General features: G+C 73.3%; 21 protein-coding genes. 9 read left to right on the top strand and 12 right to left on the bottom strand.

Annotation, left to right across the window (positions count from 1 at the left end; translation table 11 throughout):
• Positions 1-154: 154 nt before the first annotated feature.
• On the top strand, positions 155-1,396 hold the full coding sequence (locus RZ50_RS20275; protein WP_308271935.1) for a sensor histidine kinase: 1,242 nt from the start codon (positions 155-157) through the stop codon (positions 1,394-1,396).
• Positions 1,393-2,076: a response regulator transcription factor gene (locus RZ50_RS20270; RefSeq protein WP_196952556.1), complete on the top strand. Its 684-nt coding sequence runs from the start codon at positions 1,393-1,395 to the stop codon at positions 2,074-2,076. Before RZ50_RS20275 ends, RZ50_RS20270 begins: the two co-directional genes overlap by 4 nt.
• Positions 2,077-2,141: 65 nt before the next feature.
• On the opposite strand, the gene katG is transcribed toward RZ50_RS20270, so the two are convergent.
• Positions 2,142-4,358: a catalase/peroxidase HPI gene (gene katG / locus RZ50_RS20265; protein ID WP_196952555.1), complete on the bottom strand. Its 2,217-nt coding sequence runs from the start codon at positions 4,356-4,358 to the stop codon at positions 2,142-2,144.
• Between the two features lie 218 nt (positions 4,359-4,576).
• On the opposite strand from katG, the gene RZ50_RS20260 reads away from it, so the two are divergent.
• The 3 genes from RZ50_RS20260 to RZ50_RS20250 all read left to right on the top strand — a co-directional run bounded on the left by RZ50_RS20260 (position 4,577) and on the right by RZ50_RS20250 (position 6,831).
• Complete coding sequence (locus RZ50_RS20260) at positions 4,577-4,999, top strand: Fur family transcriptional regulator (protein WP_196952554.1); 423 nt, start codon at positions 4,577-4,579, stop codon at positions 4,997-4,999.
• A 63-nt stretch (positions 5,000-5,062) separates the two neighbouring features.
• Entirely contained in the window at positions 5,063-5,542 is a 480-nt protein-coding gene (locus RZ50_RS20255; protein WP_196952553.1) for an Rrf2 family transcriptional regulator, read from the top strand.
• A 71-nt stretch (positions 5,543-5,613) separates the two neighbouring features.
• Positions 5,614-6,831 carry an MFS transporter gene (locus RZ50_RS20250; RefSeq protein WP_196952552.1) on the top strand — a complete coding sequence of 406 codons (1,218 nt, stop codon included), beginning with the start codon at positions 5,614-5,616 and terminating at the stop codon, positions 6,829-6,831.
• Between the two features lie 131 nt (positions 6,832-6,962).
• On the opposite strand, the gene RZ50_RS20245 is transcribed toward RZ50_RS20250, so the two are convergent.
• The 6 genes from RZ50_RS20245 to RZ50_RS20220 form a co-directional block, all read right to left on the bottom strand.
• Positions 6,963-7,637: a CBS domain-containing protein gene (locus RZ50_RS20245; RefSeq protein WP_196952551.1), complete on the bottom strand. Its 675-nt coding sequence runs from the start codon at positions 7,635-7,637 to the stop codon at positions 6,963-6,965.
• 37 nt (positions 7,638-7,674) lie between these two features.
• Positions 7,675-8,136, bottom strand: coding sequence for a universal stress protein (locus RZ50_RS20240; RefSeq protein WP_196952550.1), 462 nt, complete (start codon positions 8,134-8,136; stop codon positions 7,675-7,677).
• Between the two features lie 157 nt (positions 8,137-8,293).
• Complete coding sequence (pflA, locus tag RZ50_RS20235) at positions 8,294-9,115, bottom strand: pyruvate formate-lyase-activating protein (RefSeq protein ID WP_196952549.1); 822 nt, start codon at positions 9,113-9,115, stop codon at positions 8,294-8,296.
• 88 nt (positions 9,116-9,203) lie between these two features.
• The gene (gene pflB, locus RZ50_RS20230) at positions 9,204-11,516 is read right to left on the bottom strand and encodes a formate C-acetyltransferase (protein ID WP_196952548.1); all 2,313 of its coding nucleotides are present in this window, start codon (positions 11,514-11,516) and stop codon (positions 9,204-9,206) included.
• 14 nt (positions 11,517-11,530) lie between these two features.
• A complete protein-coding gene (gene adhE, locus RZ50_RS20225; RefSeq protein ID WP_196952547.1) occupies positions 11,531-14,167 on the bottom strand; it encodes a bifunctional acetaldehyde-CoA/alcohol dehydrogenase in 2,637 nt (878 codons plus the stop codon).
• A 305-nt stretch (positions 14,168-14,472) separates the two neighbouring features.
• Positions 14,473-15,333: a universal stress protein gene (locus tag RZ50_RS20220; protein WP_196952546.1), complete on the bottom strand. Its 861-nt coding sequence runs from the start codon at positions 15,331-15,333 to the stop codon at positions 14,473-14,475.
• Between the two features lie 411 nt (positions 15,334-15,744).
• On the opposite strand from RZ50_RS20220, the gene RZ50_RS20215 reads away from it, so the two are divergent.
• Positions 15,745-16,623: a universal stress protein gene (locus RZ50_RS20215; RefSeq protein ID WP_196952545.1), complete on the top strand. Its 879-nt coding sequence runs from the start codon at positions 15,745-15,747 to the stop codon at positions 16,621-16,623.
• 122 nt (positions 16,624-16,745) lie between these two features.
• On the top strand, positions 16,746-17,444 hold the full coding sequence (locus RZ50_RS20210) for a response regulator transcription factor (protein WP_196952544.1): 699 nt from the start codon (positions 16,746-16,748) through the stop codon (positions 17,442-17,444).
• Between the two features lie 28 nt (positions 17,445-17,472).
• Here RZ50_RS20210 and RZ50_RS20205 read toward each other — a convergent pair whose 3' ends face one another.
• From RZ50_RS20205 to RZ50_RS20195, 3 genes are all read right to left on the bottom strand, one after another.
• Positions 17,473-19,158 carry a GAF domain-containing protein gene (locus RZ50_RS20205; protein ID WP_196952557.1) on the bottom strand — a complete coding sequence of 562 codons (1,686 nt, stop codon included), beginning with the start codon at positions 19,156-19,158 and terminating at the stop codon, positions 17,473-17,475.
• 298 nt (positions 19,159-19,456) lie between these two features.
• Positions 19,457-20,296 carry a helix-turn-helix domain-containing protein gene (locus RZ50_RS20200; protein WP_196952543.1) on the bottom strand — a complete coding sequence of 280 codons (840 nt, stop codon included), beginning with the start codon at positions 20,294-20,296 and terminating at the stop codon, positions 19,457-19,459.
• 92 nt (positions 20,297-20,388) lie between these two features.
• A complete protein-coding gene (locus RZ50_RS20195; RefSeq protein ID WP_196952542.1) occupies positions 20,389-21,177 on the bottom strand; it encodes a glucose 1-dehydrogenase in 789 nt (262 codons plus the stop codon).
• Positions 21,178-21,340: 163 nt separating this feature from the next.
• On the opposite strand from RZ50_RS20195, the gene RZ50_RS20190 reads away from it, so the two are divergent.
• Positions 21,341-22,003 carry an NADPH-dependent F420 reductase gene (locus RZ50_RS20190; protein WP_196952541.1) on the top strand — a complete coding sequence of 221 codons (663 nt, stop codon included), beginning with the start codon at positions 21,341-21,343 and terminating at the stop codon, positions 22,001-22,003.
• Positions 22,004-22,010: 7 nt separating this feature from the next.
• Here the strand turns inward: RZ50_RS20190 and galK are convergent, their stop codons facing one another.
• Together galK and galT are read right to left on the bottom strand one after the other, a co-directional pair.
• Entirely contained in the window at positions 22,011-23,159 is a 1,149-nt protein-coding gene (gene galK / locus RZ50_RS20185) for a galactokinase (protein ID WP_196952540.1), read from the bottom strand.
• Complete coding sequence (gene galT / locus RZ50_RS20180) at positions 23,156-24,262, bottom strand: galactose-1-phosphate uridylyltransferase (RefSeq protein WP_196952539.1); 1,107 nt, start codon at positions 24,260-24,262, stop codon at positions 23,156-23,158. The genes galK and galT overlap by 4 nt, the downstream gene beginning before the upstream one ends.
• A gap of 114 nt (positions 24,263-24,376) precedes the next feature.
• Here galT and RZ50_RS20175 point away from each other — a divergent pair, with 114 nt between their 5' ends.
• Positions 24,377-25,186: a DeoR/GlpR family DNA-binding transcription regulator gene (locus RZ50_RS20175; protein WP_196952538.1), complete on the top strand. Its 810-nt coding sequence runs from the start codon at positions 24,377-24,379 to the stop codon at positions 25,184-25,186.
• The last annotated feature ends 179 nt before the right edge of the window (positions 25,187-25,365 follow it).

Below are 25,365 nucleotides of genomic sequence, written 5' to 3'. Positions count from 1 at the left end.
CCCGGGCCCGCCCGCGTCCGCCGACCGCGGCAGGTTCGGTACCGCCCCCGGCCGACCCGGTGCGAGGTCATCCTTCCGACGTAGTCGCCCGGTGTACGGGCCGCCGCCGTCCGCCGGGCTGTCCCGGGTGGCGGCCGGGCGCCAGAATGTCCCGGTGATCAACCACCCGACGGTGCGGCGGCTGCGCGCGGCGGCCCGCCCGGCCGAGGCGCCGGGCGCCGCTCCCCCGCCCCGGCCGACCAGGCGCGGCCAGGCCTTCGACGCGGCCCTGGCCCTCTACCTCGCCCTGACCTCCGGCCGCTACGCCACCATCGCGGGCGACGTTCGCCACCCCACCTGGAACGCGCTGTTGCTGCTGGTGCCGCTCGTCCCGCTGCCGCTGGTGCTGCGCCGCCGCCACCCGCTGGCGGTGCTGTGGACGGTGCTGCCGGCCGCACTGCTGGTCCGGCACCAGTCGCAGGACATCGCGTACTCGGCGGGCGTGGCGGTGATCGTCGCCGCCTACAGCGCGGCCGCGTACGGGCGGCGCCCGAAGGCCGTCCTGCTGAGCCTGCCGGCCGCGACCGCCGCCCTGGTGGTGCTCTTCGACGACGCCAAACTGCCGCACTTCCCCAACGGGGTGATGGCCGTCCTCGTCCTGGTGCCGGTGCTCGCGGTCGCCTACGAGCTGCGGATGTGGCGCCGCCGGGTGGACGAGGGCCGGGAGCGGCTGTCCGCCCTGGAGCGCGATCAGGTGGCCGCGCTCCAGCACGCGGTGGAGCACGAACGGGCCCGCATCGCCCGGGAGTTGCACGACGTCGTCACCCACAACGTGAGCATGATGACGATCCAGGCCGGCGCCGCCCGCAAGATCCTGGACACCGCCCCGGACAAGGCCCGCGAGGCGATGGCCGCGGTGGAGTCCGGCGGACGCGCGGCGATGACCGAACTACGGCAGGTGATGGGCCTGTTGACCATCGACGCGGGCCCCGGCGAGGACCTCGCCGGGGCCGCCGACCTCAGCCCGCAGCCGGGCCTCGGCCGGCTCGACGCCCTGGTCGAGGGCGTCCGGCAGGCCGGGCTGTCGGTGGAGCTGACCGTGCGCGGCGAGCACCGGGCCGTCCCGCCCGGGGTCGAACTCGCCGCCTACCGGGTCGTCCAGGAGGCCCTCACCAACACCGTCAAGCACGCGGGCGGCGCCGACGCCACGGTGACCGTCGAGTACGCCCCCGACCGCCTGCGGGTGGAGGTCGCCGACACTGGCGGCCGCCCCACCGGCGCCGCCGCCACCGGCAACGGGCGCGGCCTGCTCGGCCTGCGCGAACGCCTCGCCGTCTACGGCGGCACCCTGCACACCGGCCCCCGGCCGCGCGGCGGCTACCGCGTCACGGCCCAGATACCGCTGGAGAGTTCATGAGCGCGCTGCGCGTGGTGGTCGCCGACGACCAGGCCCTGGTCCGGACCGGGTTCCGGCTGATCCTGGAGTCCGAGGGGATCGAGGTGGTCGCCGAGGCCGAGGACGGCGAGCAGGCCGTCGCCGCCGTCCGCCGGACGGTGCCGGACGTCGTGCTGATGGACATCCGGATGCCCGGCCTGGACGGACTGGAGGCCACCCGCCGGATCCTCGCCGACCCGCCGGCGGAGCCGCCCCGGATCATCATGCTGACCACCTTCGACCTGGACCACTACGTCTACGCGGCGATGGCCGCCGGGGCCAGCGGCTTCCTGCTCAAGGACGTCACCCCCGAGCACCTGGCCGCCGCCGTCCGGCTGGTCCGCACCGGCGACGCCCTGCTCGCCCCCGCGATCACCCGCCGGCTGGTCGAGCGCTTCGCCCGTCCGACCGACCCCGGCGCCGCCGCCCCGCACCGCGAACTGGCCACGCTCACCCCGCGCGAGCTGGAGGTGACGGCACTGCTCGCCCGGGGCCTGAGCAACGCCGAGCTGGCCGCCCGGCTGCAACTGTCCGAGGCGACGGTGAAGACCCATGTGGCCCGGATCCTGGGCAAGTTGGGGCTGCGGGACCGGGCCCAGGTGGTGGTCGCGGCGTACGAGACCGGGCTGGTCAGCGTGGGATCGTCGCCGGAGGCCCGGTAACGCACGGCGGGAGCCCGGGGGTTGAGGCCCCGGGCTCCCGCTGGTGACTCCTGGCCGCGTGGGGATCAGGCGAGGTCGAAGCGGTCCGCGTTCATGACCTTCACCCAGGCCGCGACGAAGTCCTCCACGAACTTCTCCTTGGCGTCGTCGGCCCCGTACACCTCGGCGACGGCGCGCAGTTCGGAGTTGGAGCCGAACACCAGGTCGGCGCGGGTACCGGTCCACCTGACCCGGCCGGAGGCGTCACGGCCCTCGAAGGTGTGCGCGTCCTCCGAGGTGGACTTCCAGCTGGTGTCCAGGTCCAGCAGGTTGACGAAGAAGTCGTTCGTCAGCACGCCCGGCGTCTCGGTGAACACGCCGTGCGCGGACTGCTGGTGGTTGACGCCCAGCACGCGCAGACCGCCGACCAGCACGGTCATCTCGGGCGCGCTGAGGCCCAGCAGGTTGGCCCTGTCCACCAGCAGGTACTCGGCCTGCAGCCCGTTGCCCTTGCCGACCCAGTTGCGGAAGCCGTCGGCCCGGGGCTCCAGCGCGGCGAAGGACTCGACGTCGGTCAGCTCCTGGGGCGCGTCCACCCGGCCGGGCGCGAACGGCACCTCGACGGCGAGGCCCCCGGCCTTGGCCGCCTGCTCGATGCCGACGCCGCCGGCCAGCACCACGAGGTCCGCCAGCGAGACCTGCCTGCCGCCGGCCTGCGCGTTGAACTCCTGCTGCACGCCCTCCAGCGCCCGGAGCACCCTGGCCAGCCGGTCCGGCTCGTTGACCTCCCAGCCGGCCTGCGGCTGGAGCCGGATCCGGCCGCCGTTGGCGCCGCCGCGCTTGTCGCTGCTGCGGAAGGAGGAGGCGGCCGCCCAGGCGGTGGAGACCAGCTCGGAGACCGACAGCCCGGTGGCGGCGATCCGCCGCTTGAGGTCGGCGACGTCCGCGTTCTCGACGGTCCCGTACGAGACCGACGGCAGCGGGTCCTGCCAGAGCAGCGCCTCGCTCGGGACCTCCGGACCGAGGTAGCGCACGACCGGGCCCATGTCGCGGTGGGTCAGCTTGAACCACGCGCGGGCGAAGGCGTCGGCGAACTCCGCCGGGTTCTCCATGAAGCGCCGGGAGATCGGCTCGTAGACCGGGTCGAAGCGCAGCGACAGGTCGGTGGTGAGCATGTTCGGGGCGTGCCGCTTGTTCGGGTCGTGCGCGTCCGGGACGGTGCCCTCGCCGCCGCCGTTCTTGGGCTTGTACTGCCAGGCGCCGGCCGGGCTCTTGGTGAGCTCCCACTCGTAGCCGAACAGCGTCTCGAAGAAGCTGTTGTCCCAGGTGGTCGGGGTGGCCGTCCAGGTGACCTCGATGCCGCTGGTGATCGCGTCGGCGCCCACACCGGTGCGGAAGGTGCTCTTCCAGCCGAGGCCCTGCTGCTCCATCGGGGCGTCCTCGGGGTCCGGGCCGACGTTGTCCGCCGGGCCGGCACCGTGGGTCTTGCCGAAGGTGTGGCCGCCGGCGATCAGCGCGACGGTCTCCTCGTCGTTCATCGCCATCCGGTAGAAGGTCTCGCGGATGTCGCGGGCGGCGGCGAGCGGGTCCGGGTTGCCGTTGGGGCCCTCGGGGTTGACGTAGATCAGGCCCATCTGGACGGCGGCCAGCGGGTTCTCCAGCTGGCGGTCGCCGGTGTAGCGCTCGTCGCCCAGCCAGGTGGTCTCCGGGCCCCAGTAGACGTCCTCGTCCGGCTCCCACTCGTCGACGCGGCCGCCGCCGAAGCCGAAGGTCTGGAAGCCCATGCCCTCCAGGGCGACGTTGCCGGACAGGATGATCAGGTCCGCCCAGGACAGGTTGCGCCCGTACTTCTTCTTCACCGGCCACAGCAGGCGACGGGCCTTGTCCAGGCTGGCGTTGTCGGGCCAGCTGTTCAGCGGGGCGAAGCGCTGCTGGCCGCCGGAGGCGCCGCCGCGCCCGTCACGGATCCGGTAGGTGCCGGCGCTGTGCCACGCCATCCGGATGATGAACGGACCGTAGTAGCCGAAGTCGGCCGGCCACCAGTCGTGCGAGGTGGAAAGCGCCTCCTGGATGTCCCGCTTGACGGCCGGGAGGTCGAGCGCGCTGAAGGCTGCGGCGTAGTCGAAGTCGCCTCCGAGCGGGTTGGCCACGGCGGGGTTCTTGGCGAGGATCTTCAGGTTCAACCGCTCCGGCCACCACTGGCGGTTCCCCCCACCCTGGGTGGGGTCGAGTGCGCGCCCGTGGTTCACGGGGCAGCCCTCCGCCTTGGCCTCTACGCCGGTTGCATCGTGGTTCTCAGACATGGGAATCCTTCCCTACAAGGCGGATCACGGTGTCTTCTCTGCTACCTACGGCACCAACTGCACCTATCTGCTTCCCAGGCTAGCGCCGGGGCCGATCCTACGGTGGACGCAATCCAAGTCAAGAAAGACACCAATCCCATATCCGATCGGGAACCGGACGACCATGGATGTGAATTGATAAACTCCGGTCTTCCCATTGACCTGAATAGGTGAACCGTATGAGTGACCTGCTGGAGCGGCTGCGCGGACGCGGCTGGCGTCTCACCTCCCAGCGGCGTGTCGTGGCCGAGGTGCTGGACGGCGAGCACGTGCACCTGACCGCCGACGAGGTGCACGCCCGGGCGGCCGAGCGCCTCCCGGAGATCTCCCGGGCGACGGTCTACAACACGCTCGGTGAACTGGTCACGCTCGGCGAGGTCATCGAGGTGTCCACCGACGGGCGCGCCAAGCGCTACGACCCCAACGCGCACCGCCCGCACCAGCACCTGGTCTGCACCGGCTGCGGCACCATCCGCGACGTCCACCCGGCCGACGACCCGCTCACCGCCCTCCCGGCCGACCAGCGCTTCGGCTTCACGGTCTCGGGGGCCGAGGTCACCTACCGCGGGCTCTGTCCGGCCTGCGCGGGCAGCGCGGGCTGATCGCTCCGGTTCCCCGCTCCACGGGCCTTTCGCGCCGGAACCTGGATGTGTAGTGTCCTGGTTATGCGGATGGGCGAGGGAGTCGAGTGGGGCCTGCACTGCTGCCTCACGCTGGCCTGGCTGGGCGAGGACCAACCCGTACCGACGGCCCGGCTGGCAGCGTGGTTCGACCTCCCCCCGGCCTACCTCACCAAGCGCCTACAGGCGCTGGTCCGGGCCGGCATCCTCAGCTCCACCCCCGGCGCCCGGGGCGGCTTCCGACTGGGACGGCCGCCCGGGCAGATCACCCTGATGGACGTGGTCGCCGCCATCGAGGGCCCCGAGGAGCTCTTCCGCTGCACCGAGATCCGGCAGCGCACCGAGGGCGCCGCGGCCGCCTCCGACGACTTCCGCCGCCCGTGCGGGGTGTCGACGGCGATGCGCCGCGCCGAACTGGCCTGGCGGCGCGAGCTCGCCGGGCAGACCGTCGCCGACCTGATGGCGGCGGCCCCCGCCGGGGCGGCCGAGCGCACCCGGCGGCACTACGCCCGACTGACCGGCTGAGCCTCCCGTCCGCCCTCGTCGCGCCGTTCCCACTCCAAGACCTGCCTGACTCCCCCACGAGGAGAACCTGGATGTCTGATGTCCTGATTTCCAGCGCCCCGCCGAAACCCGCCGCCGGCGGCCTGTCCTCCACCCTCGTCCTCGCGCTGGGCACCTTCGCGGTCGGCACGGACGCCTTCGTGGTGGCCGGCTTCCTGCCGTCCATGGCCGAGGACCTGCACGTCTCCCCGGCGACGGCGGGCCAGTCGATCACCGTCTTCGCCGCCGCGTACGCCGTCCTCTCCCCCGTCCTCGCCACCCTGCTGGCCCGACTGCCACGCCGGACCCTCCTGGTCACGGCGCTCGCCGCCCTCTGCCTCGCCAACCTCGGCTCCGCACTCGCGCCGAACCTGGCCGTCCTGCTGGCAAGCCGGGTGGTGGCGGCCGCCGGCGCGGCGGCGTACACGCCCAACGCCGGGGCCGTCAGCGCCTCGCTGGTCCGGCCCGAACTGCGGGCGCGGGCCCTGGCGGTGGTGATCGGCGGGCTCACCGTCGCGACCGCGCTCGGCGTGCCGCTCGGCGACGCCGCCGGCCACTGGTTCGGCTGGCGCACCGCACTCGGCGTCGTCGCCGGGCTCTGCCTCGTGGTGGCCGCCGTCCTGCGCGTCACCATGCCGTGGCTGCCGGGGAACGCCCGGGTGCCGCTGCGCGCCCGCCTCGCCGTCCTGAGGCGGCCCGCCGTCCTGACCGTCCTGCCGCTCACCGTCCTCGGCATGGGGGCGAGCTACACCGCCTACGCGTACAGCGTCCCGGTGCTGGACGCGGTCGGAGTGCCGGAGAGCTCCGCGCCGTGGATGCTCCTCCTCTACGGGCTCGGCGCCGTGGCCGGCAACCTGGGCGCCGGGTGGGCGACCGACCGCTGGGGCTCGGTGGCGGTCCTGACCGTCGGCTACACGGCGATGGCGGCCACCCTCGGCGCGCTCGCCTGGCTGGCGGGCGCGGGCACGCACGTCGTACCGCTGGTCGGCCTGCTGGTGCTGCTGTGGGGAGCGAGCAGCTGGTGCCAGACACCACCGCAGCAGCACCGGCTGATCCAGGCGGCTCCGCAGGAGGCGCCCCTGGTCGTCTCCCTCAACGCCTCGGCCATCTACGCCGGAATCGGGCTCGGCACGGTGCTCGGTGGCGCCACCCTGGACTCCGGGGCCGCGGTCGTCCACGGGCTGGGCGCGGGCATCGCGGCGGTGGCACTGGGCTTCCTGCGGTGGAGCTCGGCCTGCGGTCCGACCGGTGACGGACGAGTGCGTCGGTGACGCACTAATCCCGCGTGCCCGGTACGGAATCCGTACCGGGCACGCGGGAGGGGGTCAGGCCAGACGTGGAGGTCGAACGAGGTGGCCGACGCCCAGTGGTGGGCGCCGGGCTCCGGCCGGTGTGTGCCGACTCAGCGGGCCGGGTGCGGGGCCGCGCTCTCGTCCGTGCGGTGGCCGAGGCGGCAGGTGACGTCGACGACGCCGTCCACGCTCCGGCACAGCCGCTCCACCACCGACACCAGGGCACGGCGCTCGACCGTGCCGGTCAGGGTGACCCGGCCGTCCTTCACCTGGACGTCGACGCCGTCCGGGGACAGCCCCAGGGTGCGGTCGAGGACGTCCTGGCGGATCTCCTCACCGATGGCCCGGTCGTGCCGGAGGAAGACCCGGAGCAGGTCGCTGCGGCTGACGATGCCGATCAGCCGTCCGGCCTCGTCGACGACGGGCAGGCGCTTGAGGCCCCGGGCCTGCATCAGGCGGGCGGCCTCCACCACGGTCCACTCGGGCCGGGCGCAGACGGCCGGGCTGGTCATCAGGCCCCTGGCGGTGGTCGCCCGGCTGCGGGCGCTGTCGCGCGGCGGCAGGGCCGGGGTGAGCAGCAGGCCCGTGGGGTCCTCCTGGGCGGCCTCGTTGAGCAGCAGGTCGGCCTCGGAGACCAGGCCGAGCGGCCGGTCGTCCCGGTCCAGGACGGGAACGGAGGTGATGTCGTGCTCGGCGAGGAGCCGGGCGATCTCCTTGAACCCGGTGTCGGGCCGCACGTGGACGACGGCGTGGGTCATCAGTTCCCCCACGATCCGGTGCTTCATGGCCGGTCATCTCCTTCCGGTGGGTTCGGTGGGGCCGTCACTTGACGGGGCGCGGGTCCTCGCGGTGGCGGACGACGACGACCGGGCAGGGCGCGTGCTGGACGCAGTGCTGGCTGACGGACCCCAGCAGGGCGCCGGCGAAGCCGCCGTGCCCCCGGCTGCCGACGACCAGCAGGTCGGCGTCCTGCGCCGCGGTCAGCAGGGCGGCCGCGGCGAGACCCTCCACCACGTGGGGGTGGATCTCGACGGGCTGCTCGGCGTCGGCCACCTCGGCGATCGCGTTGTCGAGGACCTCGCGGGCGATGGCGGAGAAGTCCCCCTCGGGTACGACCGGCACGGTCCAGCCGACGGCCACCTGGTACTGCCAGGCGGAGACCGCCTCGACCACGGCGCCGCGCACACGGGCCTCATGGACGGCCCAGCGCAGTGCGTCGACCGAGGACGGCGATCCGTCCACACCGACCACGATCCTGCGCGGCGTCCCACTCTGCTCGGTCATGGTGTTCCTCCCTCTCGCTGTTGCCTCCACCCTCCTCCCACCGGGGCCCGCCACCGAAGGGCCGGAGGGGACCAGCCGACGGGACCTTCAGCCCCGATCCGCCCGGGCGCGGCCCGGGACCGTCGGGTCACCCCGGGCAGACGTTCCTGACGCTCAGTCAGACGGCGTGCAGGCCGTGAGCGGTGAAGACCGCCCGGGCGGCGGCCGTCTGGTCGGCGGTCGGTGCGGGGGTGTCGGCGAGCGTGAAGTCGAGGCCGAGCGCGCGCCACTTGGCGGCGCCGAGCTTGTGGAAGGGCAGCACGTCGACGCGGGTGACGTTGCCGAGGGAGGCGGTGAAGGCGGCGACGCCCTCGATGTTCTCGGTGGCGTCGGTCAGGTGGGGGACGAGGACGAACCGCACCCAGACCTCCTTCCCGAGGTCGGCCAGGCGGCGGGCGAAGTCCAGGGTGGGGGCGAGCTTCTGGCCGGTCAGGTGCCGGTAGAGGGCGCGGTCCCAGGACTTGATGTCGAGCAGGACGAGATCGGTGTCGGCGAGCAGCGCGTCGGTCGCACGGGCACCGAGGAAACCGGAGGTGTCCAGCGCGGTGTGCAGGCCGAGTTCATGCTTGAAACGGTGGAGCAGTTCGCCGCTGAGGACGGGCTGGAGGAGCGGTTCACCGCCGCTGATGGTGGCGCCGCCGCCGGAGGCGTGGATGAACTCGGTGTACTTGGCGGCCTCCTGGACGAGCTCGTCGACCGAGGCGCGGCGGCCGTCGCGCATGTTCCGGGTGTCGGGGTTGTGGCAGTACAGGCAGCGCAGCGGGCAGCCGGACAGGAAGGCGACGAAACGGGTGCCGGGGCCGTCGACGCCGGTGGACAGGTCCCAGGAGTGCAGCATGCCCGTCACCGCGCGCCGGGTGGCGGCGCCGGCCGGGGTGACGGCTGGTTCGGCGGGTACGGCTGGCTCGGCAGGCGCGGCGGGCACGGCGGGTTCGGCCATGGTGGCGGTTCTCCTTGCGCAAGAGCGCGGTGCCGACGCCCGTGGTCGGGGGGGCGTCGGCACCGCGTGCTGGTGGTGGTGGGCGCCGCTACAGCGCGTCGTGGAAGGTGCGGCCGATCACGTCGAGCTGCTGCTCGCGGCTGAGCCGGACGAAGTTGACCGCGTAGCCGCTGACACGGATGGTCAGCTGGGGGTACTTCTCCGGGTGGTCCATGGCGTCCAGGAGGGTGTCCCGGTCGAGGACGTTGACGTTCATGTGGAAGCCGCGGCAGGTGACGTAGCCGTCCAGGATGCCGACCAGGTTGGCGGTCCGCTCCTCGTCCGTGCGGCCGAGCGCGTCGGGCGTGACGGTGTTGGTGAGCGAGATGCCGTCCTCGGCGTGGTCGTACGGGAGTTTGGCGACCGACAGCGCACTGGCGACGTAGCCGTGGCGGTCGCGTCCGTTCATCGGGTTGGCGCCGGGGGAGAACGGCTCGCCGGCCCGACGGCCGTCGGGGGTGTTGCCGGTCTTCTTGCCGTAGACGACGTTGGAGGTGATCGTCAGCACGGACTGGGTGTGCTCGGCGCCCCGGTAGGCGGGGTGCTTGCGCACCTTCTCCATGAATTCCTCGACCAGCCGGACGGCGATCCCGTCGACCCGGTCGTCGTTGTTGCCGTACGCCGGGTAGTCGCCGTCGACCAGGTAGTCGACCACCAGTCCGGTCTCGTCCCGCACGGGCCGGACCTTCGCGTACCTGATCGCCGAGAGCGAGTCGACGGCCACGGCGAGGCCGGCGATGCCGCAGGCCATCGTGCGGCGGACGTCCCGGTCGTGCAGGGCCATCTCCAGCCGCTCGTAGGCGTACTTGTCGTGCATGTAGTGGATGACGTTCAGCGCGTGCACGTACGCCTCGGCGAGCCACTCCATCTGCTCGTCGAAGCGGGCGAGCACCTCGTCGTAGTCGAGCACGTCGCCGGTGACCGGCGCGGTGGCCCGGCCGACCTGAGCGCCGGAGATCTCGTCGCGACCGCCGTTGATCGCGTAGAGCAGGGTCTTGGCGAGGTTGACCCGGGCGCCGAAGAGCTGCATCTGCCTGCCGACCGGCATCGCGGAGACGCAGCAGGCGATGGCGGTGTCGTCGCCGAAGTGCGGGCGCATCAGCTCGTCCGACTCGTACTGGATGCTGGAGGTGTCGATGGACACCTTGGCGCAGAACTCCTTGAACCCGCCCGGAAGTTGGGGTGACCAGAAGACGGTCAGGTTCGGCTCGGGCGCCGGGCCGAGGTTGTAGAGGGTCTGGAGGTAGCGGAAGGAGGTGCGGGTGACCAGGGTGCGGCCGTCCTCACCGATGCCGCCGATCGACTCGGTGACCCAGGTCGGGTCCCCGGAGAACAGCTCGTCGTACTCGGGGGTGCGCAGGAAGCGGACGATCCGCAGCTTGATGACGAAGTCGTCGATCAGCTCCTGCACCTGCTGTTCGGTCAGGACGCCTTCGGCCAGGTCGCGCTGGAGGTAGACGTCGAGGAAGGTCGAGGTGCGGCCGAGCGACATCGCGGCGCCGTTCTGCTCCTTGACCGCCGCCAGGTAGGCGAAGTACAGCCACTGGATCGCCTCCCGGCCGGTGCGGGCCGGGCCGGAGAGGTCGTGACCGTAGTTCGCGGCCATCTGCTTGAGCTCGCCCAGGGCCCGGATCTGCTCGGCGAGTTCCTCGCGCTCGCGGATGACCTCCTCCAGCCGCGCCGGGTCGGCGGGCGCGGCGTCCAGCCCGGCCTTCTCGGCCCGCTTGGCCTCGATCAGACGGTCCACGCCGTAGAGCGCGACGCGGCGGTAGTCGCCGATGATCCGCCCCCGGCCGTACGCGTCGGGCAGGCCCGTGATGATGCCGGCCTTGCGGGCGGCGAGAATCTCGGGGGTGTAGGCGTCGAACACGCCGTCGTTGTGGGTCTTGCGGTACCGGGTGAAGACCTTCTCCAGCTCGGGCGGGACGGGGTAGCCGTACGTCCTCAGCGCGCCCGCGACCATCCGCCAGCCGCCGTAGGGCATGATCGCCCGCTTGAGCGGGGCGTCGGTCTGCAGGCCGACGATCAGCTCCCGCTCGCGGTCGATGTATCCGGGCGCGTGTGCGGTGATGCCGGCGGGGATGTCGTACGCGACGTCGTACACCCCCTTGGCGCGTTCCTCGGGGAAGCGGTCGGTGATCTGCCGCCACACCGCCAGGGTCCGCTCCGTCGGGCCGGCGAGGAAGGCCGCGTCGCCCTGGTACGGCGTGTAGTTGTGCTGGATGAAGTCGCGGACGTCGATCGCGTCGCGCCAGAGTCCGCCCTTGAATCCGTTCCAGGCGTCCGTGGTCCGCTCGTGCTGCGAGTCGTGCCGCGGGTCGTGCCGCGAGTCCTGCTGCGAGTCCTGCTGCGAGGTGGTCATCTCCGTGTCCTCTCTCAGGCCTGGTCGCCGTAGTAGGCCTGGCGCATCAGCTGCTGCATGTCGGCGAGCATGGGCATCCGGGGGTTGGCGGGGGCGCACTGGTCCTCGTAGGCGTTCATCGCCTGCTGGGGCAGGGCCGCGAGGAAGGCCTCCTCCTCCACCCCGGCCTCCTTGAAGGAGCGCGGGATGCCGGCCCGGTCACGCAGTTCCTCGACCGCCGCCGCCAGGGACTCGACGCCCTGTTCCGGGGTCGCGGCGGGCAGGCCGAGCATCCGGGCGATCGCCTGGTAGCGCTCGGGGGCCGTGTAGTGCTGGTACTTGGGCCAGCCGGTGACCTTCGCCGGGGCGGAGCCGTTCCAGCGGATCACGTGCGGCAGCAGGAGCGCGTTGGTCCGTCCGTGGGCGACGTGGAAGGTGGCGCCCAGGGTGTGCGCCATGGCGTGCACCGCACCCAGGAAGGCCGAGCCGAAGGCCATCCCGGCGATCGTCCCCGCGTTGTGCATCTTCTCCCGCGCCACCGGGTCGTTCGGCCCGTCGGTGACGGCCCGCTCCAGGTTCTCGAAGATCAGCCGGATGCCCTGGAGGGCGAGACCGTCGGTGAAGTCGTTGGCGTAGACGGACACGTAGGTCTCGATGCAGTGGGTGAGGGCGTCGAAGCCGGTGTCGGCGGTGACGTGCCGCGGCAGGCCGGCGGTGAGCGCCGGGTCGACGATGGCCACGCTCGGGGTGAACGCGTAGTCCGCGAGCGGGTACTTCTGGCCCGTGGCCGTGTCCGTGATGACCGCGAAGGGGGTGACCTCGGCGCCCGTGCCCGAGGTGGTGGGGATGCACACCAGCTTGGCCTTCTCACCGAGGTCGGGGAAGGTGAAGGCGCGCTTGCGGATGTCGAAGAACTTCTCCTTCAGGTCCGCGAACTCGACCTCCGGGTGCTCGTACATCAGCCACATCACCTTGGCCGCGTCCATCGGGGAGCCGCCGCCCAGCGCGATGATCGTGTCCGGCTCGAACTCCCGCATCAGCTCCGCGCCCTTGCGCACGGTGTCGATGCTCGGGTTCGGCTCGACGAAGTCGACGACCCGCACCTCGACCGGCTCGCGGCGCCGGTCGAGCACGCCCCGGATCCGCTCCAGGTGGCCGATCTCCACCATCGTCCGGTCCGTGACGACGACGATCCGGTGCGCGTTCGGCATGCTCGCCAGGTACTTGACCGAGTTGCGCTCGAAGTAGATCTTCGGGGGGACCTTGAACCACTGCATGTTGGTGTTGCGCCGCCCGATCCGCTTGATGTTGACGAGGTTCAGCGCCGAGACGTTCCCGGACACGGAGTTGTGCCCGTAGCTGCCGCAGCCCAGGGTCAGCGAGGGCGTGAAGGCGTTGTAGACGTCGCCGATGCCGCCCTGCGAGCTGGGCGCGTTCCAGATGATCCGGCAGGCCTTGACCGCGTGCCCGAACTCCTCGACGAACGCCGCGTCCTCGGTGTGCACCGCCGCCGAGTGCCCGAGCCCGTTGAACTCCACCATCGCGCAGGCCAGTTCGACACCGGCGCGGCGTGAGTCGGCGGTCAGGACCGCCAGGACCGGGCAGAGCTTCTCCCGGGTCAGCGGCTCCTCGGGCCCGACCCGCTCGCAGTCGGCCAGGATCACCGAGGTGTCACCCGGCACCTCGAAGCCCGCCGCCTGCGCGATCTGCGCCGCCGAGCGGCCCACCACCTCGGCGTTCAGCCGGCCCCCGGCGCAGTCGGTGCCGTCACCGGCCCCGAACAGGTACCGCTCCAGCAGCGCCTTCTCGTGCGCGCTCGCGTGGTGCGCCTTCAGCTTGCGGAACTCGGCGAGCGCGGCGTCGCGGATCTCGGCGTCCAGGATCACGGCCTGCTCGGAGGCGCAGATCATGCCGTTGTCGAAGGACTTCGACAGGACGACGTCGTTGACCGCCCGCTTCAGGTCCGCGGTGCGCTCGATGTACGCCGGAACGTTGCCGGCGCCGACGCCCAGCGCCGGCTTGCCGCAGGAGTACGCGGCCCGGACCATCGCGTTGCCGCCGGTGGCGAGGATCGTCGCGACGTCGGGGTGGTTCATCAGCGCGCCGGTGGCCGCCATCGACGGCTCCTCGATCCACTGGATGCAGTGGGCCGGGGCCCCGGCCGCCACCGCCGCGTCCCGGACGATCCGGGCCGCCTCGGCGGAGCAGCGCTGGGCCGAGGGGTGGAAGGCGAAGACGATCGGGTTGCGGGTCTTGAGCGCCAGCAGGCACTTGAAGATCGTGGTCGAGGTCGGATTGGTCACCGGGGTGATGCCCGCGACCACGCCGACCGGCTCGGCGATCTCCACGATGCCGTCGATCTCGTCCCGGTACACCACTCCGACCGTCTTCGTCCGGGCCATCACGTGGGTGACGTTCTCGCAGGCGAAGACGTTCTTCACCGCCTTGTCCTCGAAGACCCCGCGCCCGGTCTCCTCCACCGCCAGCACCGCCAGTGCGGTGTGCCGCTCCAGGGCGGCCAGCGAGGCCTTCTTGACGATGTGGTCGACCTGTTCCTGGGTGAAGTCGGCGTACTCCCGAAGGGCCGTCAGCGCGTCGGCGACGAGCGCGGCGACGGCCGCGGGGACATCGCTCGGAGCGGGAGGCTCCTCGGTCTGCGGGCGGCGGGTCATGGCTGGACCACCTTTCGGTTACCTCGTCCGAAGAATCGGGTGCCGGCGGATGTCCGCTCAGGCTTCCCACCAACAGCCTCCCCCGCCGGCACCGCCCGGGGGCCCGGCCAATGGGGCACACCTTCGGGCCGAAGGTCCCTCATCCGCGCGGTCCCACGGTCGGTCCGCCACCGGACGTGCCGATGGCCGTGGCGCGGACCGGTAACGGCCCGTGCCACGGCCATCGGCGACGCGGCAGGTCTCAGTCGTGACCGGTGTCAGTCACGGCCGGGCCCAGTCGCGGCTGGCCCCAGTCGCGGCCGGTCTCAGTCGTGCGGCACCACCGCGACCGGGCTGTGCGCGTGGTGCAGCACGGCGTGGGCGACGGTGCCGAGCCAGGACCCGGTCGCCCTGTTGCGCGGCGTCCGACGTCCCACCACGACCAGCGAGGCCGTGCGGGAGGCCTCCACCAGTGCCCGCGCGGCCGGCCAGGCGGTCACCTCGGCCTGGACCCGCACGTCGGGGAACTTCTCCCGCCACGGCATCAGCGCGTCCTGGAGGCGGAGCAGCTCCGCCGCCGTCAGGGAGTCCCTGATCTCCCGCTGGTCCACCGGAGCCTCCGTCACGTACGGCCCGGCGGGCAGGGTCCGGCTGTTCATCACCCGCAGCGTCGCGCCGCGCCCGGACGCCTGCTCGAAGGCGAAGGCGAGCATCTCGTCGCAGGGGCCACCGCCGTCCACTCCCACCACGACGTCGCCTGGCGCGCCGCCCTCGCCGTCCGCCCCGGCCCGGACCAGGACCACCGGGCAGGCGGCGTGGGCCGCCGCCCGCAACCCGATCGAGCCGACCAGCAGCCCGGTGAACCCGCCGAGCCCGCGCGAGCCGAGCACCAGCAGGCCTTCCCGCTCTCCGGCGGCGATCAACTGGTGGGCCGGATTGCCGGGCACGTGCTCGCAGGAGATCTCCAGATCCGGCAGCGCGGCGGCGAGGTGGCCGTGCAGCGCACGGACCGCCTCCGGCAACGGCTCGGCCCGGCTCCCGGGCTCCTCCGGCAGGGCGGCCACCGCTCCCCCGGCGTGGACCATCCGCAGTGCCCGGCCGCTGCGGTGGGCCTGAGCGGCCGCCCACTCGGCCGCGGCCGCGCTCTGCGCGGATCCGTCGACTCCCACCACCACGGAATGAGACATGATCACGATCTCCTTCGGTCAGTGGCCGCGGCACGACGCGCGGCCTCGGGTCCGTCCTGACAGGTTCGCTGCCGACGGCCGGCGGGCCACAGGGGCCGGGAAGCCCTGAACCCGTCCCGAAGGTCCCGGGTCCCAGGGCCGTTGCTCACACGTCCGGCACGACGGCCACGGGACGGACCGGCCGGACGGGACCTGCGGCCCCAGGGATTGGGGACTGCAGGGCCCTGCCCGGCGAGGTCCGGGTGCCGGAGGCTGGGCGTCGCCCGCTGAGCGGTGCGGTGCGGTGCGGACGAACCCGATGAGGACGGGGACGAGACGTGATCGACGGCGGACGCAGCACGAAGGCGTACCCGACTCCGAACCCGGCCCCGCACCCGGCCCCGCACCCGACTCCGACCGAGGAGAACCACGATGACCAGCCACGTCCTGACCGGAATCGACGGATCGGCGCGGAGCGAGGCCGCCGCGCTCTGGGCCGCCGAGGAGGCGGTACGCCGGGGCGTCGGCCTGCGCATCCTGCACGCCTGGCCCTGGCTGAGCAGCGAGTACGCCGACGGGTCCCTGGCCGGTGACCTCCGCCCCAAGGCGCTGGCCACACTGGCCGACACCGCCGAGCGGATCCGCCGCTCCCACCCCGGGCTGCCCGTCGAAACCGCCATGGTCGGCGACGACCCCGTCGACGCGCTGGTCGCCGAGGCCGAGGGCCGGGAGCTGCTCGTCCTCGGCTCCCGCGGGCTCGGCGGCTTCGCCGCCCTGCTCGTCGGGTCGGTCGGCCTCGCGGTGGCGGCGCGCGTCACCACCCCACTGGTCATGGTCCGGGCCGACGGGAACGACGGGCCGCCGGCCGGCACGCCGGACCGCCGTGACGTCGTCGTCGGGGTGGACGCCCGCCACCCCTCCGACGCCGTCCTCGACTTCGCGTTCACCGAGGCGGCCAGGCGGCGGGTGCGCCTGCGGGCCGTGCACGGCTGGGACGTGATACCCGCCTGGTCGGCCGCCGGCTGGGTGCCGCCCCAGGTGGACGCCTCCGCTCAGGAGGCCTCCGAGCAGGCCGCTCTGGCCGAAGCACTCGCCGGTGCCCGCGCCGCACACCCGGACGTCGAGGTGGTCGCCACGACCCGGCTCGGCGGAGCGGCCAACGCCGTCGTGACCGCCGCCGCAGACGCCTGCCTCGTGGTCGTCGGCCGGCGGGACCACCGGCACCACCCGCTGGGCAGGCGGCTAGGCCCCGTCGCCCACGCCGCCCTCCACCACGCCGAAGCACCGGTCGCGGTCGTCCCGCACGTGTGAGGACGGTCCTCGTCGGAGGAACGGGGACGTCCGGCCCTGGTGTGCGCGTCCGCGCGCACGGCAGAATGCCGGATGTCCCGTCCGCCTCGTTCCCGTGGCGGCCCCACGAACACGGAGAAGCGATGGTGGACAGCGCAGCGGCCCGGGCGAGCGCCCCGGTCAAGGTGTTCCTCCTCGACGACCACGAGGTCGTCCGCCGGGGCGTGCACGACCTGCTGGACGGCGAGCCCGACCTGACCGTGGTCGGTGAGGCGGCCACCGCCGAACAGGCACTGACCCGCGTGCCGGCACTGCGCCCGGACGTCGCGGTCCTGGACATGCGGCTGCCGGACGGCGACGGCGTGACCGTCTGCCGCGAACTCCGCGCCCGCATGCCCGAGCTGGCCTGCCTCATCCTCACCTCCTTCGACGACGAGGACGCCCTCCTGGACGCGATCATGGCCGGCGCCTCCGGGTACGTCCTCAAACAGATCAGCGGCACCGACCTCGTCTCCGCCGTCCGCACCGTCGCGTCCGGCCAGTCCATGCTCGACCCCGGCGCCACCACCCGCCTGATGGCCCGCCTGCGCGGCGACGCCGCCCCGCAGACCGACGGACTCCCCCAACTGACCCCACGCGAGCGGGAGATCCTCGCCCTCATCGGCGAAGGCCTGACCAATCGGCAGATCGGCCAGCGGCTCTACCTCGCCGAGAAGACCGTCAAGAACCACATCTCACGGCTCCTCGCCAAACTCGGCGTCGAACGCCGCGTCCAGGCCGCGCTCCTCGCCAGCGAGACGCTCAGTGCCCATGGCAACCCGTCCGGCCGGCGCGTCGGCTGACACCTCGCCCGACCCCGGCGGCACCGGGTCAGAGCACCAGGGGCGCCGTCCAGAGAAGCCGGGTCCCGCCGCCCGGCGGGCTCGACAGCTCCAACTCGCCGCCGAGGCCCTCCGCCCGCTCCGCCATGTTCCGCAGTCCGCTGCGCCGCCCCTGCTCGGGGATGCCGACGCCGTCGTCCTGCACGTCCAGCACCACCTGCGTGGCCGTCGCGCGCAGCGAGACCTCCACCCGGCGGGCCCGGGCGTGCCGCGCCGCGTTGCTCAGCGCCTCGGCCAGCACCGCCACCACGTGGTCCGCGGCCTCGGCCGGCACGTCGGTGTCCAGCAGGCCCTCCATGCTCAGCCGCGGCGCGAAGCCCAGCGTGGGCTGCGCCTGCTCCACCACCCGGACCACCCGTGCGCGCAGGCCGTGCCCGGTGGCGTCCGCCCTGGCCCGGAGACCGAAGATCGTCGACCGGATGATCTTGATGGTCTCGTCCAGGTCGCCGACCGCGCGCAGCACCCGGTCCGACGCTCCTGAGTGATCGATGAGCCGGGCGGCGCTCTGCAGCGTCATGCCCGTGGCGAACAGCCGCTGGATGGCGAGGTCGTGCAGGTCGCGGGCGATCCGGTCGCGGTCCTCCAGCATCGCCAACTGCTCGGCGTCACGGCGTCGCTCCGCCAGTTCCAGCGCCAGGGCCGCCTGGTCGGCGAAGCCCAGAAGGGGCCCGATCTCCTGCTCGCTGAACGGCTGCCCGCCACCGCGCCGGGCCAGCAGCAGCACCCCCTCGACCAGACCGCCCGCCCGCCCCAGGGGCACCGCCACCGCGGCACCCAGGTCATCGAAGCAACGCGGCCCGGCGGACAGTCGCGGATCGCCCGCGAGGTCCAGGGTGGTCACCGGCTCCCGCTCGGCGACGGCCTCCCCCGACAGCGTGCCGTCCGCCGGAACCACGAGGCCCAACCGCTCCGCGACGTCTCCGCCGAGCGCCAGCTCCACCCGTAGCGACTCCGTCCCGGCCACCGGCACGGACACATCGGCCACGTCGGCTCCGGTGATGTCCCGGGCCCGCTGCGCGATCAGCTCCAGCACCTCCGAGCGGGAACCCCCCGACAGCAGGGCCCGGGTGATCTCCGCGCTCGCGCTCAGCCAACGCTGCTGACGCTGCGCCTCCTCGTACAGCCGGGCGTTGTCGATCGCCACCCCGGCCGCCACGGCCAGCGTCGAGATCACCGCCTCGTCGTCGGCGTCGAACTGCTCCCCGCCCCGCTTGTCGGTCAGGTAGAGGTTCCCGAAAACCTCCTCGCGCACCCGCACCGGCACACCGAGGAAGGTCCGCATCACCGGGTGGTGCACCGGGCAGCCCACGGACGACGCGTGCTCGGAGAGGTCCACCAGCCGCAGCGCCTCCGGCCGGTGGATCAGCTCGCCGAGCAGCCCCCGCCCGGTCGGGTACGGACCGATCCGGGCGATCTCCTCCTCCGACAGGCCCACCGTGAGGAACTGCGAGAGGGACTCCCCGTCCGGCCCGATCACCCCGAGCGCCGCGTAGCGGGCGTCCACCAGGACGGCGGCGGCTTCCACGATCCGCCGAAGCACCTGCGTCAGGTCCAGCTCCCGGCCGACCGACAGCACCGCCTCCAGCAGGCTGTGCACCCGGTCCCGGGTGCCCCTGGCCGCGTCGATCCGGGCCTGGAGCTCCTCCAGCAGCTCGTCCAGCCGCAATTGCGGCATCCGCGACCGAACTTCGTTCCCGCCCACGCGAGGCCTCCTCGTCCCAGTTGTCGGCCGGTCGATTCTGGCAGACGCCCCCTAACGGGTGACGACGGCCCGAAGCACACCCGGCCACGAGGACCTTGACGAATCCGCAGGTCACACCCCTTTCGGAGTTCCGGAAGGCACCCCCGTCGCCGTCCGCCTCGACTTCTCCGTTCGCTCCGTGTTCAATGTCGGCTTCGCTATGTGGACGCCCGTGCCGCAGCCCGATGTCGTGCCTGCGTAGGTCGCGGTTCCCTGTCCGCGCGGAGCGGCCTCAGCGACTCGCCGCCCAGGACAGCAGGAGTCGCAGGGCGTCGTCCGACGGGGTGTCCGGGTCCGCGGTGTAGGTGACGAGGGCCTGGTCGGGGTCGTCGGCGGGGCGGAGGGTGTCGTAGGTGAGGTCGAGGAGGCCGACGACGGGGTGGTGGAAGAGCTTGTGGCCGGAGGTCTTGTCGGCGACGGGGTGGTCGGCCCACATCTGGCGGAACTCTTCGCTGGCCAGGCAGAGTTGGCCGACCAGGGTGGCGAGGCGGGGGTCGTCGGGGCGGCGGCCGGCTTCGAGGTGGAGGAAGGCGACGTTCTCCCTGGCGCAGGCCGTCCAGTCCGCGTAGAGCTCGCGGGAGGTCGGGTCGAGGAAGGTGATGCGGGCGATGTTGCGGTCCTCCTCCGGCAGGGCGCCGTAGTCGCCGAACAGCGCGGCGGCGGCGCGGTTCCACGCGAGGACGTCCATCCGGTGGCCCATCACCACGGCGGGGGTGTGGTCGAGTTGTTCGAGCAGGCGCAGCAGGGAGGGGCGGGGCTGCTGGCGGGCGGGGGCCGGGTGGGGTGTGCGGCCGGTGGGGCGGGCGAGGCGGTGGAGGTGGCCGGACTCGTCGGGGGCCAGGCGCAGGGCGCGGGCGACGGCGTCGAGGACGGCGTCGGAGGGGTTGCCGACGCGGCCCTGTTCGAGGCGGGTGTAGTAGTCGACGCTGACGCCGGCGAGGTGGGCGAGTTCCTCGCGGCGCAGGCCGGCGACGCGGCGGCGGCCGCCGTAGTCGGGGAGGTCGACGTCCTCGGGTCGCAGCCGGGCGCGGCGGGTGCGGAGGAAGTCGCTGAGGGCGCTGCTCGGGTTCACGGGGTGATTGTCACCCGGACGGGCGGGTGCGTGCCTGGTCCTGGCAGGACCAGGCACGCACCCGGCACACGCCCGACACGCACCCGACGAGCTCAGCCGGCGAGGGCCGGGGTGGCCGGGACGAGGCCGCCGTCGATCACGATGTCCTGCGCGGTGATGTACGAGGAGCGGTCGGAGAGCAGGAAGGCGACCGTCTCGGCCACGTCCTCGGCCTGCCCGAGGCGGCCGAGCGGGACCTGGGCGCGGATGGGCTCGTGGCCGGCCGGGTCGGGGACGGCCGCGTGGAACATCTCGGTGGCGATGTAGCCGGGGCTGACGGAGTTGACCCGGATGCCGCGACCGGCCAGTTCGGCGCCCAGGGTGCGGGCGAGGCTGAGGACGGCGGCCTTGCTGGCCGCGTAGACGGCGGCGCCGGGGAATCCGCGGTGCGGGGTCCAGGAGGCGTTGAGGACGACGGAGCCGCCGCCGGCCGCCTCCAGCAGGGGCAGGGTGTGCTGGACGGTGAAGAAGACGCCCTTGAGGTTGGTGTCGACGATCCGGGCGAACTCGGCCTCGTCGACCGCCTCCACCGGGTGGAATCCGGCGACGCCCGCGTTGGCGAAGACGCCGTCGAGCTTGCCGTACCGCTCGCGGACGGTGTCGGCGAGGCGGGCGAGGTCCGCGGGCGCGGCGGCGTCGGCACGCACGGTGAGGAGGCGGTCGCCGCCGCCGAGCCGCTCGGCGGCGAGGGCGAGCCGGGCCTCGTCCCGGCCGGTGATCACGACCTGGGCTCCGGTGGCGAGGAGGAGGCGGGCGGTGGCGAAGCCCATGCCGCTGGTGCCACCGGTGATCAGGACGGTGGAGGACGTGGAGGACGTGGACGGAGTGTGGTTCGCGTTCATGTGCCCCACCCTCGCGCCGTGCGCCGGGCGGGTACCAGGCCCGCCTCGACCATGGGTCCCGGAGAACCACCCTCCCGGGTGAACGAAGCGGGAATCGGACCGGCCACCGTGTGGTTGGCCCAGGGCGACGGGTTTTGTGGCACTCCCAGACGAGGGGCTTTCCATGAAGATCGGCATCATCGGCGCGGGCAACATCGGCGGCAATCTGACCCGACGGCTGACCACGCTCGGGCACGAGGTCTCGGTGGCGAACTCGCGCGGCCCGGAGTCGCTCAAGGCCCTGGCGGAGGAGACGGGCGCGAAGGCGGTGCCGGCCGCCGAGGCCGCGCGGGGTGCGCAGGTCGTGGTGGTGACGGTCCCGCTGAAGGCCGTGCCGGACCTTCCCGCGGGCCTGCTGGACGGCGCCGCCGAGGGCGTGGCGGTGATCGACACCGGCAACTACTACCCGAAGGAGCGCGACGGCCGGATCGACGCGATCGAGGACGACGGGCTCACCGAGAGCCGCTGGACGGAGGGGCACCTCGGCCACCGGGTGGTGAAGGTGTTCAACGGCACCTACGCGCAGGACCTGCTGGAGCGGCCGCGCCCTGCGGGGGACCCTGAGCGGCTCGCCGTGCCGGTCGCGTCGGACGACGAGGCGGCCAAGCGGGTCGTCCGGGAGCTGGTCGAGGAGCTGGGCTTCGACACGGTGGACGCGGGCGGGATCGACGAGTCCTGGCGGCAGCAGCCCGGCACCCCGGTGTACGGGCTGCGCGCCGGGGTGGAGGCCGTCACCCGGGCGCTCGCGGAGGCGTCTCCGGAGCGCCCGGCCGCCCACAAGGCGTAAGGCGAAGTCACCCGAGCCGCCGTGCCCCCTCGGCCGGTACGGCGGTGAGGGTGCGCGGCGCGGTGTACCCGGCGGCGCGGAAGGCCTCGGTGACGGCGGCAGCGACGCGGTCGGCGGCTGCGGTGTCCACCAGGGCGATGACGGAGCCTCCGAAGCCGCCGCCGGTCATCCGCGCCCCGTAGGCGCCCGCCGCCAGCGCCGCCTCGACGGCGAGGTCGGTCTCCGGGCAGGAGACCTGGTAGTCGTCGCGCAGTGAGGCGTGCCCGGCGGTGAGGATCGGGCCGAGCGCGGCGGGGTCGCCGGCGTCCAGGTGGGCGACGGCCTCCTCGACGCGCGCGTTCTCGCCGACCACGTGGCGCACCAACGGGCGCAGTTCCGAGGGCAGTCGGGGCAGGGCGGCGGGGAGGTCGGCGGCGTCGAGGGCCCGCAGCGCGGGCAGCCCGAGCAGGGCGGCGGCCCGTTCGCAGCCGGCCCGCAGGGCGGCGTAGGCGCCGTCGCCCAGGTCGTGCTTGACCCGGGTGTCGAGCACCAGCAGGGTCAGGTCCGCCGCCGCCAGGTCGACGGGCACCTGGCGCGTCGACAGGTCGCGGCTGTCCAGGAACAGCGCGGCACCGGGGCGGCAGCACATCGAGGCCATCTGGTCCATGTTCCCGCACGGCACGCCGACGAAGGCGTTCTCCGCCCGCTGCGCCAGCAGGGCGAGTTCGGGCGCGGCGAGGCCCAGCCCGTACAGGTCGTTGAACGCGACGGCCACCGCGCACTCCAGTGCGGCGGAGGAGGACAGCCCGGCGCCGGAGGGCACGTCGCTGTCCAGCCGGATGTCGGCCCCGCCGACCTCGTGCCCGGCGTCGCGCAGCGCCCACACCACGGCGGCCGGGTAGGCGGCCCAGCCGGGCACCGCGCCCGGGGCGAGGTCGGCGACCCGCAGTTCGGTGACCTCGCCGCCGCCCTGGGCCGACCAGACCCTCAGCAGCCCGTCCGTCCGCCGGGCGGCCTGGATGCGGACGGCCTGCGGGAGGGCGATCGGAAGGGCGAACCCGAGGTTGTAGTCGGTGTGTTCGCCGATCAGGTTCACCCGGCCGGGGGCGGCCCACTCCCCCTCGGGAGCCCGGCCGTAGAGGTCGGTGAAGGTGGTCGTACCGGTGGACGTCGTCACGAGGCGACCTCCCGCAGCCGGCGGGCCGCGTCCTCGGGGGTGACATCGTTGACGAAGGCGTCCATGCCGGACTCCACTCCTGCCAGGTACTTGAGCTTGTCGGCGGTGCGCCGGATGGTGAACAGCTCCAGGTGCAGGGCGAGTTCGTCGCGCTGCCCGGTGGGTGCCTGGTGCCAGGCGGAGATGTACGGGGTGCGGCCGCCGCCGAAGAGCCGGTCGAAGCGGCGCAGCAGCTCCAGGTAGAGGGCGGGGAACTCCTCCCGCTGCGCGTCGTCCAGCCCGGTCAGGTCGGGCACCCGGCGGTGCGGGTAGAGGTGGACCTCGTACGGCCAGCGGGCGGCGAAGGGGACGAAGGCCGTCCAGTGCCGCCCGGCGAGCACCACCCGCTCGCCGTGGGCGCGTTCGGCGGCGAGCAGGTCGTCGAAGAGGTTGCGGCCGGTGGCGGCGCGGTGTTCGGCGGCGCGGTCGGCCATCCGGGCGGTGCGCGGGGTGGTGAAGGGGAGGGCGTAGATCTGGCCGTGCGGGTGGGCGAGGGTGACGCCGATCTCGGCGCCCCGGTTCTCGAAGCAGTAGACCTGTTCGACCCCGGGCCGGGCGGAGAGTTCGGCGGTGCGGTCGGTCCAGGCGTCCAGGACCAGCCGGGCGCGGTCGGGGGTGAGGTCGGCGAAGGCGGCGTCGTGGTCGGCGGTGAAGCAGACCACCTCGCAGCGCCCGGTGCCCGGACCGCTGGTCCACAGGCCGTCGGCCTCCTCGACCGGCGGGGCCGGCGGGCCGGCCAGCGAGGGGAAGCGGTTCTCGAAGACGGCCACCTGGTAGTCGGCGGCCGGGATCTCGCTGAGCCGCCCGTCCCGGGACGGGCAGAGCGGGCACTCCTCCGCCGGGGGCTGGTAGGTGCGGGCCTGCCGGTGGGCGGCGATGGTGACCCAGGCGCCGGTGGCCGGGTCGAGCCGCACCTCGGAGCCGTGGGACGGGGGGTCGAGCGGTCGCCGGTCGACGGTGTCCCGGGGAGCAGCGATGCCGCTGTCGTAGTAGATGAGCTGCCGCCCGTCCGCGAGCGTGGTCACGGTCCTGACGGTGGGCTGGGTCAGGGTCGTCCCGGCCATGGCCTTCTTCCTCTGAGCGACGCCATTAGAATCAACATGGGAATCAACAGAAAGCTACAATCTCAAACATTATCCATCATGGCTACCGTTCGAAAGTGGTCGAAGGAGGATCCGATGGCCGACAGCGCCCAACCGCTCGCCGGGCAGCGCCGCGTACTGATCCTGGAGCAGGTCCGTGCCCGCGGCGGGGTCCGGGTGACCGAGCTGGTCCGGGACCTGGGCGTGTCCGACATGACGATCCGCCGCGACCTGGACGCCCTGGCGAGGCGCGGCCTGGTCCAGAAGGTGCACGGCGGCGCAGTGCGGACCGACGCCCCGGCCACCGGCGAGCCCGGCTTCGAGACCAAGGCCGGCTGGGAGCTGCCCGCCAAGGAGGCCATCGCCCGGGCGGCCGCCGCGCTGGTGCAGCCCGGCGCGGCGGTCGGACTGGCCGGCGGCACCACCCCCTACGCGGTCGCCCGGCACCTGCACGCCGTCGAGGGCCTGACCGTCGTCACCAACTCCCTGCGGATCGCCGAACTGCTGGAGCAGCCGCACGAGGACGGCACGCCCGCCACCACGACGGTGATCCGCACCGGCGGCGTCCGTACCCCCTCGGACACGCTGGTCGGGCCGGTGGCCGACCAGGCGCTCCGCTCGCTGCACGTCAACGTGCTGATCCTGGGCTGCCACGGCCTCTCCGACGCGACCGGGCTGACCACCCCGAACCTGGCCGAGGCGGAGACCAACCGCACCTTCATCCGCTCCGCCCGCCGGGTGGTCGTGGTCGCCGACCACACCAAGTGGGGCGCGGTCGGCCTGGCCTCCTTCGCTCAGCTGGACCAGGTGGACGTCCTGGTCACCGACGAGGAGCTCCCCGAGGAGCAGCGGGAGGCGGCCGCCCGACTGGTCGGCGAGCTGATCATCGCACCGGCGGCCGACTAGGCCTGCCCGCCGCTGCTCCCCCGTAGCGGCGGCCGACTAGGCCCTGTCCGTCCGATCTTGCCGGATCAGCGCGCGGCGTCGGGCGCCCGGCTGGGCGTGTGGCCGGACCGTCCTCGTACTGGGCGTACTTGGGCGGTTCGGCCGTGCGTCCAGGCGGGATGATCCGGCGTCGCGCGCCC

This window comes from Kitasatospora sp. SUK 42, assembly GCF_015776785.2.
Classification (GTDB): domain Bacteria; phylum Actinomycetota; class Actinomycetes; order Streptomycetales; family Streptomycetaceae; genus Kitasatospora.
This window is presented reverse-complemented; position numbering and strand designations above follow the sequence as displayed.